The following is a 19,232-nucleotide window of genomic DNA, read 5'->3' on the forward strand; positions in this document are numbered from 1 at the left end:
CTCAACTGTGCGGTGGTGAACAGACGAAGCGAAAATCATTTAATTTTCTACTTCTTGCTCACTCCCATAGAGAATGTGCGGACTTAGGTGGTATACTTAAAGAAAACAATTAAGGAGCCTAAGGATGGATATTATTCATTTAAAATATTTACTTGAAATAGTAAACCGAGATTTTAATTTGACAGCAGCGGCGCAATCATTATTTATTTCACAGTCCGCTTTAAGTCAATTTATTAAAAAGTTTGAACAACAACAAGGTTTTGATTTATTTCAACGGAAAAATGGCCGCATCGTTGGCCTGAGTAGTGCAGGTAAAAATGTCTATGCAAAAGCTGTTGAAATCGTTGATGTCTATCAAAATTTAGAGAATGTGATCGAACGCGAGTCTCAAATCAAAAAAGGGTTAATTAAATTAGGCGGACATCCAACATTTTTAAGATTGTTCTTTACAAAGTTTCTACCAAAATTTATGATTGAAAACCCTAAAGCATATGTCGAAATTATTGAAGCAGGTAGTTTAGAATTAAGACAAATGTTATTGGATGAGGTATTGGATATAGCTATCTTGACTCACCCAACCGGATTAAACGAAGAGAATTTTGAACAGTATCAATTGATGCGAACAGAAGCGGTAGCTTTTATGGATCCTAAACATCCATTGGCTGAAAAGCGGATTTTATCATGGTCTGATTTAGAGGCATTTCCTTATATCACTTACACCGATAAATATACATTGAATCATAGTATCGCAAGTAAAGTGAGTGAAACAGCTAAAAAGAACTTACTTTTTACTTCTGGTTCATGGGATTACATGATTGAATGTACCGTTAATAGTGAGATTATTGCAATCTTACCGACAGCCTATTTCGGAATGTTTAAGAAGCGCTTAAATCATATCGGTGTAATAGAAAAAAGATTTAATGATCCAATACCTTATATTCCGATGTTAGTGAGACCTCGTAAAGAGCGTTATACTTCTGTCGAATCATTTGTTTTTGAAAATGTCTTGGAAAATTTTTATGATGAAAAAAATATGTTGAAATACAATTTTTTAGATAATGAAGACTAGAGATATTTTCGTTAAAGGTAGGAGGTAAAACGATGAAAACGAGATTAACTGAGATATTGGGCATTGAATACCCGATTGTTCAAGGCTCGATGCAATATATGTCTTTAGCTGAATTAGCAGCGGCAGTATCCAATGCTGGCGGTTTAGGATTAGTTCCAGCAATGGCTTTTCCTAATGGAGACGAATTACGTAAAGAAATTAGAAAAGTCCGTTCTTTAACAGACAAACCATTTGGCTTTAATATTTCGCTGGTACCGGAAGTAGTGATTCCAGAAGTGATTTTGGAATATATTAATATCTTAATTGAAGAAAAAGTTCCAGTAATCGAAACTTCAGGACAAAGACCGGGTAACTTTATTAAACCTATTAAAGAAGCGGGTATTCCAATAATTCATAAGGTTACGTCGATTAAACATGCTTTAACAGCTCAAGCAGACGGTGCGGATATCATTACCGTAATCGGTACTGAAGGTGGAGGGCACCCAGGTCTAGACCAAGTAGCTGGCTCTATTTTATGGGCCAAAGCAGCTGAAGAGCTGACTGTACCGGTTTTAGCTGCTGGTGGTATTGTGGATGGTAAAAGTATGTATGCGGCGATGTCCTTAGGTGTCGACGGAGTCCTAATGGCTACGCGTTTCTTAGCATCTGAGGAAGTGGTAGCACCAAGAGAGTATAAGGAATTAGCCATTACATTACCTGAAACAGCAACCATTTTAACGATGAAATCTTTAAAAAATGCGATGCGTGTAGTTAGAAATAAACAAGCGGAACGTATTCTTGAAGCAGAACGCAATGGCGCAACGATTAAAGAATTGATGCCCCTGATTTCTGGCAAAGCATCCAATATTGCGATGATGGAAGGCCGGTTTGATGATGCGCAATTATCTGTTGGACAAGGGATTGGCCGTGTGCGCGAAATTAAACCAGCAGGGGAGATTGTTAAAGAGGTTATTGAAGATTTCTATAAGACACATGAATATATGACTGCGTTAGTAAAAAAATAACCAGTTAAATTGAGAGTGAATGTCTTTGAACTTGTCATCACTGCAATTCCTTTTAAGATAACAATAAGATGTAATGATTTTTGAGGTATCTGATCACACAAAAAATTTTGGATGATTGGCATCAAAACATTAAATCTAATAAATACAATACGACACTCCTCTTGTTATCCGTACTAAATTCGGTATGTATGATAAGAGGTTTGTTTTTTTAGGGGGGAGATTATGTCAAAAGTTAGCCATTATATTGAAGTAATGAAACATATTCCGGACTATGCTTATATTGCGACGACCTCATTAGGGATGGGCGGTTTGCCAGAGCAATTACTGAAGGGTTTAGGTGAATATTATCAAAAATATCAAAGTCCACGAGATTTGTCTTTTATTACGACCGGAGGGATTGGCATCGGACCTGGCAGAGGCCTCGATCATATTTTATATCCAAACTTATTAAAACGAGCCACGACCTCTTATTTATATTATTCAGCTAACACTATTGAAGCAGTTTTAAACAATGAGATTGAAATGTATTACTTGCCTCAGGGGATTATCGGACAACTCTATCGTGATGCTGCGCGTGGTGGAGTAGGCGTATTTAGTCAAGTAGGAACCGAAACTTTTATTGATCCTAAATATTTAGGAGGAAAATTCAACGAAAAAACCCGTCAACAAGAAGATGTGGTCAAAGAAATCTATTTTAATGATGAACGTTGGTTGCATTATCAACCATTACCTATTAATGTTGCTTTTATTAAAGCGTCTTATGCTGATACTCGGGGAAATTTATCATTGAAACGTGAGCCTTTTGTTTTAGAAGCCCTATCGATAGCTTCGGCTGTGAAAAATAATGGCGGCATTGTGATTGCGCAAGTGGAACAGGTAGTTGAAGACTACTCGATTCCTCCTAAAGAAGTGGTGGTACCAGGAGCGCTCGTTGATTATGTGGTGGTAGCAGATAAAAAGTATCATATGCAAACGGTCCTAACGCAATACGATCCGGCCATTTCTAATGAAATAAGAGTTCCATTATCCGAGTATGATCATTTACCACTATCCCCGAGTAAAGTTATTTTAAGAAGAGCGAGCCAAGAATTAGCCAAAGAGAGTTTTGTCAACGTAGGTGTAGGGTTAGCAGCTAATATTGGTCAAATAATTTCAGAATCTCATTTAATTGATCAGATTCATTTAAGCGTTGATTTAGGCTCAATTGGCGGTATGCCGGTGCCAGGTTTAGACTTCGGAATGAATTACAATGCCGAATCGATTATCCCGAGTCAGTCTTTATTTGAGTATTACCACGGTGGCGGTATTGATACGACGGTATTAGGCTTCGGTCAATTTAATCAAAAAGGGGAAATGAATTCAACTTATTTAAATGGAACGTTAAATGGTCCGGGTGGCATGTTAGATATCGTGCAAGGTGCTGATAAAATAGTTTTTGTCGGCTCTTTCACAGTAAAAGCAGAATTGACGATTGAAAATCAGCAATTGATCATTCAAAAAGAAGGTTATGCCACGAAATTTGTTGAATCTTTACCATTATCCAATTTTTCGAGTCATTATATGAAGTCTCTCGGTAAAAAAATCATTTTGATTACAGAACGAGCGGTGTTTGAAATTGATAATCAAGGGCAATTTGTTTTAATGGAAATAGCTGAGGGAATCGATTTACAAGGCGACATACTAGATTTAATACCTTGGTCGATTAAAGTATCTAAACATTTAAAAATAATGGATCCGGCTTTATTTGCTGAAGATTGGCAATTAACTTTAGAGTAAAATCGCGTGATGATGAGTGCAAGAAGGTGTATGGAGGCTTCGTTTAAGCAAAGCTTCCATATATTAACTTGCGCTTTTTTTTTTGAAAATAAATAAAGCAGCAGCAGTGAATAGCATCAAATGAGAAAATCGAGACTGTTAGTGATATAATAGAGAAGAATCCAAATAGAGAGGAGTCGCTTTAGTGGCAAACGATAAAATAATAGTAAAAGGCGCTCGTTCACATAATTTAAAAAATATTAACCTTGAAATACCACGTGATAAATTAGTCGTGGTAACGGGCTTATCAGGATCTGGGAAAAGTTCGTTAGCCTTTGATACTTTATATGCTGAAGGGCAAAGACGATATGTTGAGAGTTTATCTGCTTACGCACGTCAATTTTTAGGTGGGATGGATAAGCCGGATGTCGATTCCATTGAAGGTTTAAGTCCTGCAATCTCCATTGATCAAAAAACTACCAGTCATAATCCACGTTCGACGGTCGGAACAGCGACTGAAATCAATGACTACTTACGTCTGCTTTATGCAAGAGTAGGAACGCCGTATTGTCCAACACACCATATTCCAATCGAAAGACAATCACCTGAACAAATGGTCGATCGTATTTTAGAATTACCAGAGAGAACACGAATTCAGCTTATGAGTCCAGTGGTCCGTAATCAAAAAGGACAACATAAGAAAGTAATTGAAAAAATCATTAAAGATGGTTTCGTGCGGATTAGAGTTGATGGCGAAATATATGATGTTACAGAAGTTCCAGAACTATCGAAGAACTTAAAACATTCGATTGATTTGGTAATTGACCGTATTGTGATCAAAGAAGATATTCGTTCACGTTTATTTGATTCTGTAGAAACAGCTTTACGCTATTCAGGTGGCTATTTAGAAGTGGATGTCATAGGAGAAGAGCCAATCTATTTCAATGAACATTATGCTTGTCCACACTGTGATTTTTCGGTTTCTGAGTTAGAGCCACGTTTATTCTCGTTCAATGCACCATTTGGAGCCTGCCCTTCATGTGATGGATTAGGTTCACGCTTAACTGCGGATGAGAGTTTAATCGTACCCGATCCAAATTTAACCTTGGAAGAAGGAGCTTTTGCTCCATGGAATCCGATTAGTTCTAATTATTATCCATCGATGCTTGAGCAATTTGCTAAAAGTTATGGCATTCCGATGGATGTGCCATACAAGGATTTATCAGCTGAACATCAGCAAGTTTTGAAGTACGGTGCTCCTAATACGACCTTTAAATTTACCTACACCCCAATGATGGGTGGCGGCAAAAAACGAACCAGTGATACGGTTTTTGAAGGGGTTGTGAATAATGTTGAGCGTCGTTATCAAGAAACAAGTTCAGATTATACACGGGACGTTATGGCGCAATATATGCATGAGTTAGCTTGCCCTGTATGTAAGGGGCAACGTCTCAATCCGGAAGCTTTATCAGTCTATGTTGGCGATAAAAACATCGCAGAGTTTACCAATTTATCCATTCATGATGCAGCGGATTATGTTGAACAGTTAACATTTGACACTGCTAAAGAGATGATTGCTAAACCCATCATTAAAGAAATAAGTGACCGTTTAAGCTTCTTAAACAGTGTAGGACTAGAATATTTAACTTTAGATCGAGTCGCAGGGTCATTATCTGGTGGGGAAGCGCAACGGATTCGTTTAGCAACCCAAATAGGATCCAATTTAAGTGGCGTCTTATACATTTTAGATGAACCCTCGATTGGTTTACATCAACGTGATAATGCTCGCTTAATTGACTCATTACATAAAATGCGTGATTTAGGTAATACACTCGTGGTCGTTGAACATGATGATGAAACGATGTTAGAGGCAGATTATTTAATTGATATGGGACCTGGTGCAGGTGCTAGAGGTGGCGAAGTAGTGGCGGCTGGGACACCAAAAGAAGTCATGGCGAACCCAAATTCTTTAACAGGAAAGTATTTATCAGGGAAGGAAAAAATTGACATCCCCAAAGAGCGCAGACAAGAAGATAAAGGATGGGTAACGGTTAAAGGAGCCGAACATAATAACCTTAAAAATATCGATGTGAGTTTTCCGATTGGTCGCTTAACTTGTGTGACCGGTGTATCCGGTTCAGGGAAAAGTAGTTTAGTGAATGCCGTTTTAAAGACAGCCTTAGCACAGTTATTAACTAGTACCAAAGAACGTCCAGGTAAGTTTAGTTCAATCGAGGGTTACGAAGGTCTCGATAAGATGATTGATATTGACCAAAGTCCAATTGGGCGCACACCGCGTTCTAACCCAGCAACTTATACAGGTGTTTTTGATGATATTCGTGAATTATTTGCTCAAACAAATGATGCGAAATTACATGGCTATAATAAAGGGCGTTTTAGTTTCAATGTGAAAGGTGGCCGTTGCGAAGCATGTTCGGGTGGCGGTATTAATAAAATTGAAATGCATTTCTTACCTGATGTTTATGTGCCATGTGAAGTATGCCATGGTAAACGTTATAATTCAGAAACATTGGAAATTAAATTTAAAGGTAAAAACATTAGCGATGTTTTAGAGATGACAGTAGAAGACGCAGTTGAATTTTTCCAAGCACAGCCAAAAATTGCTCGTAAATTACAAACCTTGTTAGATGTCGGTTTAGGTTATGTCACATTGGGTCAATCGGCTACGACCTTATCCGGTGGAGAGGCTCAACGGATGAAATTGGCGTCGGAATTACAACGTGTTTCCACTGGTAATACCTTCTATATTTTAGATGAACCGACAACTGGATTGCATCCACATGATATTAAGAAGTTGTTGGCAGTGATTGAACGCTTAGTTGAAGCGGGCAATACAGCGGTTATCATTGAACATAATTTAGATGTGATTAAGACAGCAGATTATATCATTGATATGGGGCCGGAAGGTGGCGTTGGCGGTGGTCAAGTAGTTGCAACCGGGACTCCGGAAGAAGTAGCAGAAGTTAAAGGTAGTTATACTGGCCAATATTTGAAGAAAATTTTAAACCAATAAAATGTTATTCTTAGTTGGATAGCAACTCAATGGTCGAACTTTTTAAAGCAGGGCCAAAACTTAGATTATCCACTTAGGTTTCACCTACATTACCAACTCAATAATCTCACTTTTTTAAGCTAGATTAAAACTTAATAAGAACGCGTGGTTCGATTGGGTTTATTTCAGGCGCAGTGGTTGAGCAGTAGGGACAGCAACTATGTCTTATTTCTTTAGTTTGAGGACTATTGTGCTTGGTACCCGGTTAAAGTGACTGTCTACATCATTTCCAATATCAAATATGAGGGAAGGTAGACGAAGTGACAATCATTCGAATGTATACATCCTGTTCACTCTCAACTATGAGGGAGGTAGACGAAGTGATAATCATTCATTTTTTTTACTTCTGGCCCAATCCCCTATTATATCGTTACATCATTGCATAGAGTAGGCAGAAGCAGTTAGAATCTATCAGATTTTGACTGTTAGCCTACTTTTTTTAGGAAAAAGTAAAGAATCAGTCTAGGGACCTATGCATTTCAGGTAAATAGTTGGCATAATATAGTTGTAGGGTAAGAATGCCAGATATATCCATAGGAGGAATTAAAAATGACAGAAAAAGAAAGAATTATTGAATTAGTTAAAAATAATGTTATTTCAATGGACGAAGCTTTGCAGTTATTAGAAGCAGCCGCTAAAAATGATCATCAAGCTCAAGTAACAAGTAATGAATTCATTGAAGAATATAAAAATGCACAAAAAGATATTGAAGAAAAAGTTGAAGCATCTCAATTAACACAAACGCCAGCAACAGACGTTCAAGAAGAACAAGCACAACAAGTCATTCAAGAAAAATTTGAACAAGCCAGTGAAGAATTAGCTAAGAAGCAAGAAGCATTAGTGATTGCGGAGCAACGTTTAAGAGAAATAGAAATTTTTGCTGAATTAGATGATTTAACAGAGGACATGAAAACGCAACAAGCGAATTTGATGGCGAAAATAGATCATTTAGAAGCGGAAATTGAAGAGCTGTCCATCGAAATTGATATCAAACGTCAAGAAATGAGACAAAATACTCAATCGCAAATTAAAAAAATGGTAGAAGATACAACTGAACAAGTCACCAAAGCTGCCAAAAACTTTGGTGAAGAGGCCAAAAAAGAAGGGAAAAACTTACAAAAAACGATTATGGGTTATGTCAAAGATTGGGCTTCAAACTTTGATATGAAAGAATTTAATGTGAATGTACCATGGGTGAAATCACAAAGTTTTGCACACCAATACCAATTTGATGCAACAGATATTGATAAGATAGAAGTTAAAATTTTAAATGGTAATGTTAAAGTTGAAACTCATCCACAAGATAATATTATTGTTGACCTCGATATCGTTTTATATGGTAAAGAAGAAGTAGATAATATTGCAGCCTTCGAATCATTAAGTACCATTGACGGCGCAACGGATAAATTAATTATCAATATGATGAACCCACGTGTTGCGGTAGAAACACTGGTGAAAGTTCCATCAAAAGTATTTTCAGAATTATTCATTGATACAATTAATGGCGATGTCTCTTTAAAGGACCTAAAAGCCAAAGAAGTTAAATTATCATCAAAAAACGGAGATAATGAAGTAGCCAATATTACCGCTGATCTATTAGTATATGACGGTTATAATGGAGACTTTAAAATTAAAGCTTCTGAAATTAATGACATCGACTATCATGTTTTAAATGGAAATTTACGCTATGTAGATCAAGTAGGTAACTTAAAAGTTGATGCAGTCAATGGCGATATCGTGATTACCAAAACAAATAGTGAGGGCTCTATTATTAATGCGAAAACATTATCTGGTGATATTAAAATAGCAGTTCCTCAAATGACTAATCTAGAAATTGAGGCGGAATCTACTTATGGTGAAGTTCATCACCGATTAAACAATGTTAATCAGACTGGAAGCCATATCGGCCGCCAAGTTGATGGTGAACATGATTTGATTAAGTTAACGATTGCTTCTACAAGCGGCAATATTTATTTAAAGGACTAGGAGGGTTTTAATGAAAAAATTACAATTATCTCAAAGCGACCGCATCTTATTAGGTGTATGTGGTGGTTTAGGAAACTATTTTGAAGTTGACCCAACCTGGATTCGCTTAATTTTTGCAGCGGTATTCTTTTACCGTGGAACAGGCTTAGGTATTTACTTCATATTATGGGCAATTATTACTTTTAGCAATCGCAAATAGGGGTGAAAGAAAAATGAAACGATTATATAAATCATCTACTAATAAACAAATAATGGGTGTATGTGGTGGATTAGCAGAATACTTTAATATTGATGTAACAGCAGTTAGATTAATTTTCGGTATTGCGTTCTTTGTTTTTGGTGTAGGTTTTATGCCTTATATGATTTTAGCGTTTATTTTACCATATGATTATCAAGTAAACGCTAGTTCACGACCATTCAATCAAACAAGAACAAATGATGGGTATGTTTATCGCAACCGTCGTGAACGCTCAAATTCAGCAAGTTTTTCACAACGACCACAAGGCAATCAACCAAAAGATGTGACACCAGTCGATGAAGATGTGTGGAGTGACTTTTAGTAAATTTAATAATATAACAGATGTCAGTATCTAAAATTAAATTTCCTCATGAAATAAATTGGATTGTGAAAATATTAAGAAAATGCTGATGTTTGCGTAATAAACGCTACCGCTTTAGGACCTTATCGAAGGAGACCGAAGCGGTTTTTTGTGAGAAAAATTAACAATTTTCCGAACGTAAAATGACAATAAGAGCGAGAGCAGCAATGCTTTTTTCAATTTGAGCGATGAATGTAAAAAAGTTTCTAATGTTGGATTATGGATTAATCAGCTACCAAGAAGGTGTAGGCGTAAGCTAAATGATATTCTTGCTCAATTCCTAATTGTTAGGCTATAATTTTATATACAATAGACGTAAAAAATGAGAGGACATCCTTAATCTTATGCTAGCAAAATTAATTGAACCGAAGAACTTTACAATCGAAGAACAACAAAAAATATTTACTAATGAACAATTGAAAATGCTCATAATCCCTATTTTAATTGAGCAATTCTTAATGTTAGTAGTAGGCTTAATGGATACATTGATGGTCTCTTATGCAGGTGAAGCTGCTGTTTCAGGGGGTTGCTCTGGTTAACCAAATTAATGCCGTCTTTTTATCTGTCTTTGCGGCTTTAGCAGCCGGTGGTGCGGTTGTGATTAGTCAATATATCGGACGCCAAGAAAAAAGGAATGCAGTATTATCTGCAAGTCAGTTAATCATGTTGTCATTAGCGATATCGATTGGTGTGGCCATCATAATTTTAGCTTTTGATGAACCAATCCTAAGGGTATTATTCGGTCGAGTAGAAGCTGATGTGATGTCGGCCTGCTTAATCTATCTTTTTATCACGACTTTATCATTGCCAGCCATTGCGGTTTATAACGCTTGTTCTTCTATTTTAAGAAGTATGTCCGACACTAAAACAACGATGCGTGTTTCCATAATCATGAATATTTTGAATGTTGTAGGCAATTATTTAGGAATTTTTGTTTTTCATGCCGGAGTAGCCGGGGTGGCGATTCCTTCATTAGTGTCACGGGTGATTGCGACTGCTATTATGTTATATGTCTGTAGCAAAAAAGATCGTGTCGTCTTTTATCAGTTTTCAGATATTTTTAAATATGATTCAGCAATGGTTAAACGGATTGTCCACATTGCCGTACCAAATGGTGTAGAACAAGGATTATTGAATCTATCCAAAGTGGCTTTATCGAGTATCGTCGCGATGTTTGGCACGGTTCAAATAGCTGCTAATGGCATTGGACAAAGTTTTTGGTCGGTGTCTGCTTTATTTTCTTTATCGATGGGACCTGCTTTTATAACCGTTATTGGTCAATGTATTGGTGCTGGTGATTATCAGGCAGCTGATTATTATTTTAAAAAATTAAGTCGTATCGCTTATGTAGGATGTTTTATTTGGAATGCTGTCTTTACAGCGATGATGCCCTTTATTTTAACTTTTTATAGTCTAACGCCGGAAACGACGCGTTTAGTAATTATTTTATGTTTGATTCATAATTTCTTTAACTTTTTGATGCATCCTTCGGCATTCGCTTTATCCAGTGGGTTAAGGGCTGCGGAGGACGTAAAATATGCGATGTACGTTTCTATTTTAGCGACTTTTGTCGTAAGGGTCGTGTTCTCAATTATATTAGGTATTTGGTTACAATGGGGAGTAATCGGGGTTACTTTTGCGATGTGCTTTGATTGGATATTCAGAGCTGTTTTTATAGAATTGCGTTATCGAAGTGGTAAATGGAAAAACTTTAATGTTATTTAAAACAGAGTGTTAAATCAGTGAGTTAAAATTATCACTATGCGTAACACTAAGATGATAAATGTGTAGCGAAATCAAGGTAATTATGATACCATCAAATTAAATAATAAACGTTGGAGGTCCCGCCATGAATTCAGTGACGGTTAATGAGATTGTAGAAACATTAAATGTAAATTTTATTTTTGGAGAAGATTTTGGTGATCGTGAAGTAACGATAAGTGAAGTTTCAAGACCGGGTTTAATCTTATCAGGTTATTCAGAATTCTATCATGCAGATAGAATTCAATTAATTGGCCGTACAGAGTCCCGTTTTTTAAATTCCAAATCCTCTCAAGAACGTGTCGAAATATTTGAAAGAATGATTCAGCCGAACACACCGGCGGTTATTTTTACTCATATGGAAAAGGTTCCGGAAGAAATAATCCCGGTAGCAACCCGAGTGGGAATGCCTATTTTAGGAGCGCCATCCAAAACAGGACGTGTGCATGCTAATTTAACTAATTTTTTAGAAGGGCAATTAGCTGAACGTTTATCAAAGCATGGGGTTTTTGTAGAAGTGTTTGGGATGGGGGTTATGTTAGTCGGTTCAAGTGGTGTAGGTAAATCAGAAACAGCCTTAGAATTGGTACAAAGAGGCCACCGTTTAATCGCTGATGATCGTGTTGAATTATTTATGATTGATGAATTAACGCTTGTCGGTGAAGCGCCTGAAATTTTAGAAAATCTATTAGAGATTCGTGGATTAGGAATTATTGATGTCATGAATTTATATGGTGTTTCAGCTATTCGTCGTTCTAAACGATTGGAATTAATTATCGACTTAGTGTTAGATGATGGTACCGTAGAATATGATCGCTTAGGTTCTAAACGAGAAACGGAGCAGATTTTTGATGTGTTAGTACCAAAAGTACGTATCCCAGTTAAAACGGGTCGTAACTTAGCGGCTATCATTGAATCAGCTGCTATGAATTTCCGTGCGAATTCTTTGGGTTATAATGCTACGGAAGCATTTAATCGTAAATTAGATGAATTAATTCGCAAAAATAACCAATAAGGAGTTTTGATCAACGGATGATATTAGGACAATTGTCGCCTATTGCTTTTGAATTATTTGGTTGGCCAGTTCATTGGTATGGCATCATTATTGGGTTAGGAATACTTTTAGCCTATCTATTAATTGGTGCTGAGGCGCGAAAAAAACAACTTGATGGTGAAAAAATGTCAGATTTAATTTTTTGGACAATTATCATCGGGTTTATTGGTGCAAGAATTTATTATGTACTCTTTAGATTAGATTTTTACTTAGCGAATCCAACCCATATTTTTAGTATTTGGGAAGGTGGCATTGCGATTTATGGAGGAGTACTTGCTGGTATTATGACAATCTATTGGCTAACGAAGAAATATCAATTGCCATTCATTACTACGCTAGACGTTGCCGCTCCTGGTGTATTATTGTCGCAAGTCATTGGTCGTTGGGGAAACTTTATGAACCAAGAAGCTTACGGCTATGAAGTTTCTCGTGATTTTTTAGAGAAATTAAGATTACCCGAATGGTTAATTGAACAAATGCATATTAACGGCGCGTACCATCATCCAACCTTTTTATATGAATCGGTATGGAATTTTCTCGGATTTATCATTTTAATTATTTTGAGACGAATTCCAGGATTTTTAAAAGATGGCGAAGTCGCAGCAGGCTATTTATTGTGGTATGGTCTTGGTCGAATGGTAATAGAAGGGATGCGTACAGATAGTCTCTATTTAGGACCATTGCGTGTTTCTCAATGGTTAGCGGGAGTGTTTGTCATCTTATCGATTGTCTTTATTTTATGGCGAAGAAAAGATTTGTTGGTATCGGATTATACTGACAACCGATATTAGGAGGTTTTTATCGTGAAAGTAACAGTTTTAGGAACGGGTTCTTGGGGAACGGCTTTAGCTAAAGTACTGGCGGAAAACAATCATGAAGTATTAATTTGGGGACGAGATTTACGTGTCGTTGAGGAAATTAATCAAGATCATACTAATAGTCGTTATTTAAAAAAGACTCATTTACCAACGACATTAGTAGCGACTGATGATTTTGAAGCTGCTGTCCAACGTGCTGAAGCTATTTTGATTGTGATTCCAACACATGCAATGAGAGAAATCGTTCAACGAATCGAAGCAGTTCTTCAAGATCAATCCACTAAACCGCTAATCATTCACGCTACTAAAGGATTGGAACCTCACACGCATTTACGAATGACTCAAGTCATTGAAGAAGTGTTAAAAGCGCAAGGTTATCCAGAACCAGTGGTGCTTTCTGGACCGAGTCATGCTGAAGAAGTCGCGCGCCGAGATTTAACAACGGTTACGGCTGCTAGCGAGAATCTTAAGGTGGCACAAAAAGTCCAAGCACTCTTTATGAATCAGTATTTTAGAGTGTATACGAATCAAGATGTATTGGGTGTTGAACTAGGAGCAGCGTTAAAAAATATCATTGCCTTAGGAGCAGGGATTTTAGTGGGCTTAGGTTATGGCGATAATGCCAAAGCGGGGCTGGTGACTCGTGGGTTAGCTGAGATTACCCGTTTAGGGGTCAAATTAGGGGCGGATCCATTGACATTTTTAGGACTAAGTGGTGTAGGCGATTTAGTGGTCACTTGTACGAGTCCTCATTCCCGTAACTGGCAAGCAGGAAACTTATTAGCTCAAGGTCTGACTAAAGAAGAGGTTGCTCAAGAAATTGATATGGTAGTAGAGGGTATCACGACGACAGCGGTGGCCTATGATTTAGCTAAAGAAGAGCAAGTGGAAATGCCCATTACCAATGCTATTTATTCAGCCTTGTATCAAGGAGTTCCAGTACGCGAGGCAGTTGAAGGATTAATGTTGCGCGAAGGTAAACAAGAAGCAATCAGTCAAGATTAAGTGAGTTGATTACCATCTGGTTCAGGTTTGGACCTTATGATTGAATCAAATGCTGTGAAAATACAAACAAAAGGTTGAGCGGAAAACGCGTAGCAATTCGAGAGAATTCTATTCTAACTGGATTGCAATTCGCTGCATATCAAAGTGAAGATTATAAAATAGTTTTTTATGGCGAAATTATACGGGGTGGGCTAGCGAAGTGAAATTCCTTGAATTTTCTACGTCTAGCCTACTCTTTTTAGTCAGTTTGCAATCAAGCAAAAAAATATTCAAAAGTGAATACTCGTGGTAAGATGGATAAGAAATCAAAATAGAAAGTGTGAAACGAATGACAACTGTAGATAAAGAGATTGTTCAGGCCGATGTCATCATTGTCGGAGCTGGTCCAGGAGGACTAACGGCCGCATTGTATGCTTCAAGAGCAAATTTAGAAACGATTATTATTGAAAAAGGGATGCCAGGTGGCGAGATAAACAATACTGCCGATGTTGAAAACTATCCTGGATTTAAATTAATTAGTGGACCTGAATTGGCGAACCATATTTTTGAAAGTGCTATGGCTTTCGGGGCAGAGCATATTTATGGCGATGTGGAAAAAATAGAAATCGATGCCTTAACTAAAAAGATCCACACCAGCAAAACAATCTATCAAGCGCCAGTCGTTATTGTTGCGACGGGAGCTAATCATCGAAAACTTGGTGTGCCAGGTGAAGAACTGTTAGCGGGTAAAGGTGTTTCTTATTGCGCGGTCTGTGATGGCTTCTTCTTTAGAAATCGTCATGTTATCGTCGTAGGAGGCGGTGATTCTGCTGTTGAAGAGGGAACTTATTTAACACAGTTTGCTGACAAAGTAACGATTATTCATCGTCGAGATGAGTTGCGTGCGCAAAAAGTATTGCAAAATAGAGCCTTTGCGAATGAAAAAGTGAATTTCGTTTGGGACACTGTAGTTGAAGAAATTATCGGTGAAAATAATGTCGAAGGTGTAAAAGTCCGCAATGTAAAGACCGATGAAACCAGTACAATTGAAGCCGATGGTGTGTTTGTGTATGTTGGATTAATACCAAACTCTGATACTGTAAAAGAATTGAATGTTACTAATGAAGAGGGATGGATTGTGACCAATAATCAAATGGAAACAAGCGTACCAGGTTTGTTCGCTGTTGGCGATGTACGTCACACTAACTTACGCCAAATTGCGACTGCCGTTGGCGATGGTAGTCAAGCTGGACACATGGCTTATCAATACTTAATGAGTTTAAAAGATTAAGCAAATAATACGATAAGAAGGAGTGTTGCAATGATTAACAATAGCAGTGGAAACTAAGATTTTCATTTTCTATTTTAATCATTACGACACTTTTTTCTTTGTTAAGGAGAGAAAGTATGATGAAGAAAATACTGGTAACAGGGTTTGATCCATTTGGTGGCGAACAGATTAATCCAGCACTAGAGGCGATTAAACGATTGCCAATGTTGATTAATGATACTCAAATTGTAACATATGAAATACCAACCGTATTTCATAAAAGTGGTCGCTTATTACAAGATTATTTGCTGAAAGAACAACCGGACGCGGTGCTCTTAGTAGGACAAGCCGGAGGACGTTCAGCAATTTCTTTAGAAAGAGTCGCCATTAACATGGATGATGCCCGCATACCGGATAATGAAGGCAACCAACCGATTGATGAAGTGATTAATCCCCAAGGCTCACCTGCTTACTTTAGCACATTACCCATCAAGCGTATCGTTCAAGCGCTAAAACAACATCAAATTCCAGCTATTGTTTCTAATTCAGCAGGGACCTTTGTCTGCAATCATTTAATGTATTACTTATTAGATACATTAGCGTCTCAAAAAGCGAATGTTATTGGTGGATTTATGCATATTCCATATTTACCTAGTCAAGTCGTAGACCAACCCAATCAGCCTTCGATGTCATTGGAGCAGATAGTAAAAGCGATTGAAATCACTTTAGCAACGATTATTAAAAATCAGCATGACCTCAAAATTACTGGAGGAACAGAAGTCTAAAAAGCACTATTATAAATTTTTATAGTAGTTTTTTGAAAATCATGGTATACTGAAAGCGAAACGAGAGGAGTGATAACGTATGTCATGGCATAATACGTTGGAAACGTGGAAAAATTTTGATGGTTTAGATGAAGCACTTCGATCAGAAATCGAAAGTATGGATGAAGCAACTTTTGAAGATGCATTCTCAACTAGTTTAAGTTTTGGAACGGCTGGTATGCGTGGTGTATTAGGTGCAGGACCTAACCGTATGAACCTTTACACAGTTCGTCAAGCGACAGCAGGATTAGCGCAATTAATCATTGAAAATGGTGAGGAAGCAAAAAAACGTGGTGTCGCTATCGCTTATGATTCACGACATTTTTCTCCAGAATTTGCAATGGAAGCCGCTCTTGTTTTAGGGAAACAAGGGATTAAGAGTTATGTGTATGAAAGTTTAAGACCGACACCGGTTCTTTCATTTGCTGTGAGACATTTAAATGCCTTCGCTGGTATCATGATTACAGCCAGTCATAACCCAGCAGAGTATAATGGTTATAAGGTATATGGCGCGGATGGTGGACAAATGCCACCAGAAGATGCAGACAATTTAACGAAATATGTACGTGCGATTGAGAATCCATTAACGGTTGAAGTCGGTAATAAAACTGAATTGTTAGGTTCAGGAATTATTGAGATTATTGGCGATCTTGTGGATCAAGCTTATTTAGAAGAAATGAAAGCTGTGACCATTAATCAAGAATTAGTCAATGAAATGGCTGACCAAGTCAATATTGTTTATACACCATTACATGGAACAGGTTTATATTTAGGGATGAAAGCTTTAGAACAAGCCGGTTTCAAAGATATTAAGGTGGTAGAAGCACAAGCAAAACCAGATGGCGATTTCTCAACTGTTGCATCACCTAACCCAGAATCTGATGCCGCTTTCGATTTAGCCGAAGAATTGGCGGTTAAAGTGGATGCTGATATTATTTTAGCGACAGACCCAGATGCAGATCGCTTAGGAGCAAAAGTAAAAACGGCGGATGGAACCTATCAATTAATTACCGGGAACCAAATTGCTTCATTGATGTTAGACTATATTTTAAACGCCTTACAGCATAAAGGAGCACTACCTGAAAATGGTGCAGCTGTTAAATCAATTGTTTCGACTAATTTAGCGGATGCCATTATGGAAAGTTATGGCCTAACGATGGTAGAAGTATTAACTGGATTTAAGTTCATTGCAGAAAAAATTCAACAATACGAAGAAACAGGTGAACATACATTCCTAATGGGGTTTGAAGAAAGTTACGGTTACTTAATCAAGCCATTTGTACGTGATAAGGACGCGATTCAAGCATTAGTAGTGTTAGCTGAATTAACAGCTTATCATAAGAAAGAAGGTCGCACTTTAGCAGATGCGATTAACCAAATGTATGAAAAATATGGTCATTTCTATGAAAAGACGATTTCACTGTCTTTCCCAGGGTTATCTGGTCAAGCAAAAATGAAAGAATTAATGGCGAATATTCGTCAAGAAGGTATCTCAGAAATGGGTGGACTCGCAGTTGAAAAAACGGCTGATTATTTAGCTGGAACATTAAAGTTAAGCGATGGTAAAGAACGTCAATTAGCGTACCCATCATCTGATGCTTTAAAATATACTTTAGCAGATGGCAGTTGGGTTGCCTTTAGACCAAGTGGTACAGAGCCTAAAATTAAATTATATTTAGGAACAACCGGTCAATCTAAAGTTGAAGTAGAAGAAAAAGCAGAAAAATTAGAAACAGCGATTCAAGAATTAATTGGAGAATAGCAATAATACTGAGTAGAAATTTAGTAACTTCTACTCAGTTTTTTTCTTATGAGAGCGGGTAAGAAGTTGAATTTTAATTGGTATTCGATTCATCTGTTCCCCCCGCATAGTTGAGGCCACTCGACCACTGCGCTTTGAAATAAATAGATATGCCTGAACAGAATTTAAAAAGTTTTGCCCAGCCTCGATGCTCTGTCTATTGAAGAGTCAAGTTGAGGCCACTGACTTTACGCTCTAAAAGAATTAGCAGAAACCAAATATAATTTTTAAAGTTTCTGCCTGACCTCATAACACTCTTACGATAGCTTCCATAATCATCTTATAAGATAATGAATCTTTTACGAAAGTAATTGTGATTTTATATACAAATAAGTAAAAGTCACTAGCTATCTTTGTGAAGTTTTGTTATAATCTTGATAGTTATAATAGTTTATAACATTAGATTAGTGAAAAGGTAGGGGAAATTATGCACAAGGATATACCAAAAGCGACTGCCAAGCGATTACCAATCTACCATCGCTATTTACGATTTTTACATAATGCAGGGAAAAAGAGAATTTCATCAACTGAATTAAGTGAAGCCGTGAGAGTTGATAGTGCAACCATTCGACGCGATTTTTCTTATTTTGGGGCATTAGGAAAACGTGGCTATGGCTATGATGTAGATTATTTATTAGATTTCTTTAGTAAGGCATTGAATCAAGATCGCTTAACTTCAATCGGTTTGATTGGTGTTGGCCATTTAGGTAATGCTTTATTAAATTATAATTTTAGAAAAAATAATAATGTGCGTATTGGGGCAGCATTTGACGTTAATCAAGACTTAATTGGAAAAATATTATCTGGAGTTCCAGTTTATTCCATGGATGAATTAGAAGAACAAATCGAAGCCCAAGCAATTGAAGTGGTCATTTTAACTGTTCCTCAGGAAGTAGCACCAAAAGTAGTGGAACGTCTCGTTAATGTAGGCATTAAAGGAATTATGAATTTTACGCCACTTCGATTTGATGTGCCGAAATCGGTCAGAATTCAAAATGTTGACTTAACGACAGAACTTCAAACGCTATTATATTTCATCGATAGTAACATTGAAAATGATGATGATGACTATATGGATGTTCCATATAATTTCTCATTTTAACTTGGTAAATAATAGTTGAGTAGGTAGCCGAAGGGAAAATTTTGAGATTTTCTACTTCCTACCTACTTTTTTTGCTCTTTGTCAAATGGTGTGAATGGGAGTGGGCAAGAAGTGAAAATCAGTTGATTTTCG

16 protein-coding genes are annotated in these 19,232 nt (G+C 37.1%); all 16 read left to right on the plus strand.

The genetic code is table 11. The features are described 5' to 3' along the window. Positions 1–124: 124 nt before the first annotated feature. The 16 genes from GSA01S_RS04565 to GSA01S_RS04635 all read left to right on the plus strand — a co-directional run bounded on the left by GSA01S_RS04565 (position 125) and on the right by GSA01S_RS04635 (position 19,100). On the plus strand, positions 125–1,069 hold the full coding sequence (locus GSA01S_RS04565) for a LysR family transcriptional regulator (RefSeq protein ID WP_066125294.1): 945 nt from the start codon (positions 125–127) through the stop codon (positions 1,067–1,069). A gap of 32 nt (positions 1,070–1,101) precedes the next feature. After that, positions 1,102–2,073 (plus strand): NAD(P)H-dependent flavin oxidoreductase, encoded by a 972-nt coding sequence (locus tag GSA01S_RS04570; RefSeq protein WP_066125296.1) that lies wholly within the window; start codon positions 1,102–1,104, stop codon positions 2,071–2,073. A gap of 222 nt (positions 2,074–2,295) precedes the next feature. Next, positions 2,296–3,849 carry a malonate decarboxylase subunit alpha gene (locus GSA01S_RS04575; protein WP_066125298.1) on the plus strand — a complete coding sequence of 518 codons (1,554 nt, stop codon included), beginning with the start codon at positions 2,296–2,298 and terminating at the stop codon, positions 3,847–3,849. A 184-nt stretch (positions 3,850–4,033) separates the two neighbouring features. Further along, positions 4,034–6,862, plus strand: coding sequence for an excinuclease ABC subunit UvrA (uvrA, locus tag GSA01S_RS04580; RefSeq protein ID WP_066125299.1), 2,829 nt, complete (start codon positions 4,034–4,036; stop codon positions 6,860–6,862). 588 nt (positions 6,863–7,450) lie between these two features. Beyond that, positions 7,451–8,887, plus strand: a complete 1,437-nt coding sequence (locus GSA01S_RS04585) for a DUF4097 family beta strand repeat-containing protein (RefSeq protein WP_066125300.1) — start codon at positions 7,451–7,453, stop codon at positions 8,885–8,887. Between the two features lie 10 nt (positions 8,888–8,897). Beyond that, complete coding sequence (locus GSA01S_RS04590; RefSeq protein ID WP_066125301.1) at positions 8,898–9,086, plus strand: PspC domain-containing protein; 189 nt, start codon at positions 8,898–8,900, stop codon at positions 9,084–9,086. Positions 9,087–9,099: 13 nt separating this feature from the next. Beyond that, entirely contained in the window at positions 9,100–9,447 is a 348-nt protein-coding gene (locus GSA01S_RS04595; RefSeq protein ID WP_066125303.1) for a PspC domain-containing protein, read from the plus strand. Between the two features lie 383 nt (positions 9,448–9,830). Further along, positions 9,831–10,025: a hypothetical protein gene (locus GSA01S_RS10965; protein WP_217994628.1), complete on the plus strand. Its 195-nt coding sequence runs from the start codon at positions 9,831–9,833 to the stop codon at positions 10,023–10,025. Further along, entirely contained in the window at positions 9,991–11,211 is a 1,221-nt protein-coding gene (locus GSA01S_RS04600) for an MATE family efflux transporter (protein WP_217994629.1), read from the plus strand. The genes GSA01S_RS10965 and GSA01S_RS04600 overlap by 35 nt, the downstream gene beginning before the upstream one ends. A gap of 124 nt (positions 11,212–11,335) precedes the next feature. Continuing rightward, positions 11,336–12,262, plus strand: a complete 927-nt coding sequence (gene hprK, locus GSA01S_RS04605; protein ID WP_066125304.1) for an HPr(Ser) kinase/phosphatase — start codon at positions 11,336–11,338, stop codon at positions 12,260–12,262. Between the two features lie 17 nt (positions 12,263–12,279). Beyond that, positions 12,280–13,092 carry a prolipoprotein diacylglyceryl transferase gene (gene lgt / locus GSA01S_RS04610; RefSeq protein WP_066125306.1) on the plus strand — a complete coding sequence of 271 codons (813 nt, stop codon included), beginning with the start codon at positions 12,280–12,282 and terminating at the stop codon, positions 13,090–13,092. 12 nt (positions 13,093–13,104) lie between these two features. Further along, positions 13,105–14,124 (plus strand): NAD(P)H-dependent glycerol-3-phosphate dehydrogenase, encoded by a 1,020-nt coding sequence (locus tag GSA01S_RS04615; protein WP_066125307.1) that lies wholly within the window; start codon positions 13,105–13,107, stop codon positions 14,122–14,124. Positions 14,125–14,452: 328 nt separating this feature from the next. Continuing rightward, entirely contained in the window at positions 14,453–15,394 is a 942-nt protein-coding gene (gene trxB / locus GSA01S_RS04620; RefSeq protein ID WP_066125309.1) for a thioredoxin-disulfide reductase, read from the plus strand. A 119-nt stretch (positions 15,395–15,513) separates the two neighbouring features. After that, positions 15,514–16,158 carry a pyroglutamyl-peptidase I gene (pcp, locus tag GSA01S_RS04625; RefSeq protein WP_066125315.1) on the plus strand — a complete coding sequence of 215 codons (645 nt, stop codon included), beginning with the start codon at positions 15,514–15,516 and terminating at the stop codon, positions 16,156–16,158. A gap of 79 nt (positions 16,159–16,237) precedes the next feature. Then, positions 16,238–17,959 carry a phospho-sugar mutase gene (locus tag GSA01S_RS04630; protein ID WP_066125310.1) on the plus strand — a complete coding sequence of 574 codons (1,722 nt, stop codon included), beginning with the start codon at positions 16,238–16,240 and terminating at the stop codon, positions 17,957–17,959. A 466-nt stretch (positions 17,960–18,425) separates the two neighbouring features. Further along, positions 18,426–19,100, plus strand: coding sequence for a redox-sensing transcriptional repressor Rex (locus GSA01S_RS04635; RefSeq protein WP_066125313.1), 675 nt, complete (start codon positions 18,426–18,428; stop codon positions 19,098–19,100). The last annotated feature ends 132 nt before the right edge of the window (positions 19,101–19,232 follow it).

It is taken from the genome of Globicatella sanguinis NBRC 15551 (genome assembly GCF_001552295.1).
Classification (GTDB): Bacteria; Bacillota; Bacilli; order Lactobacillales; family Aerococcaceae; genus Globicatella; species Globicatella sanguinis.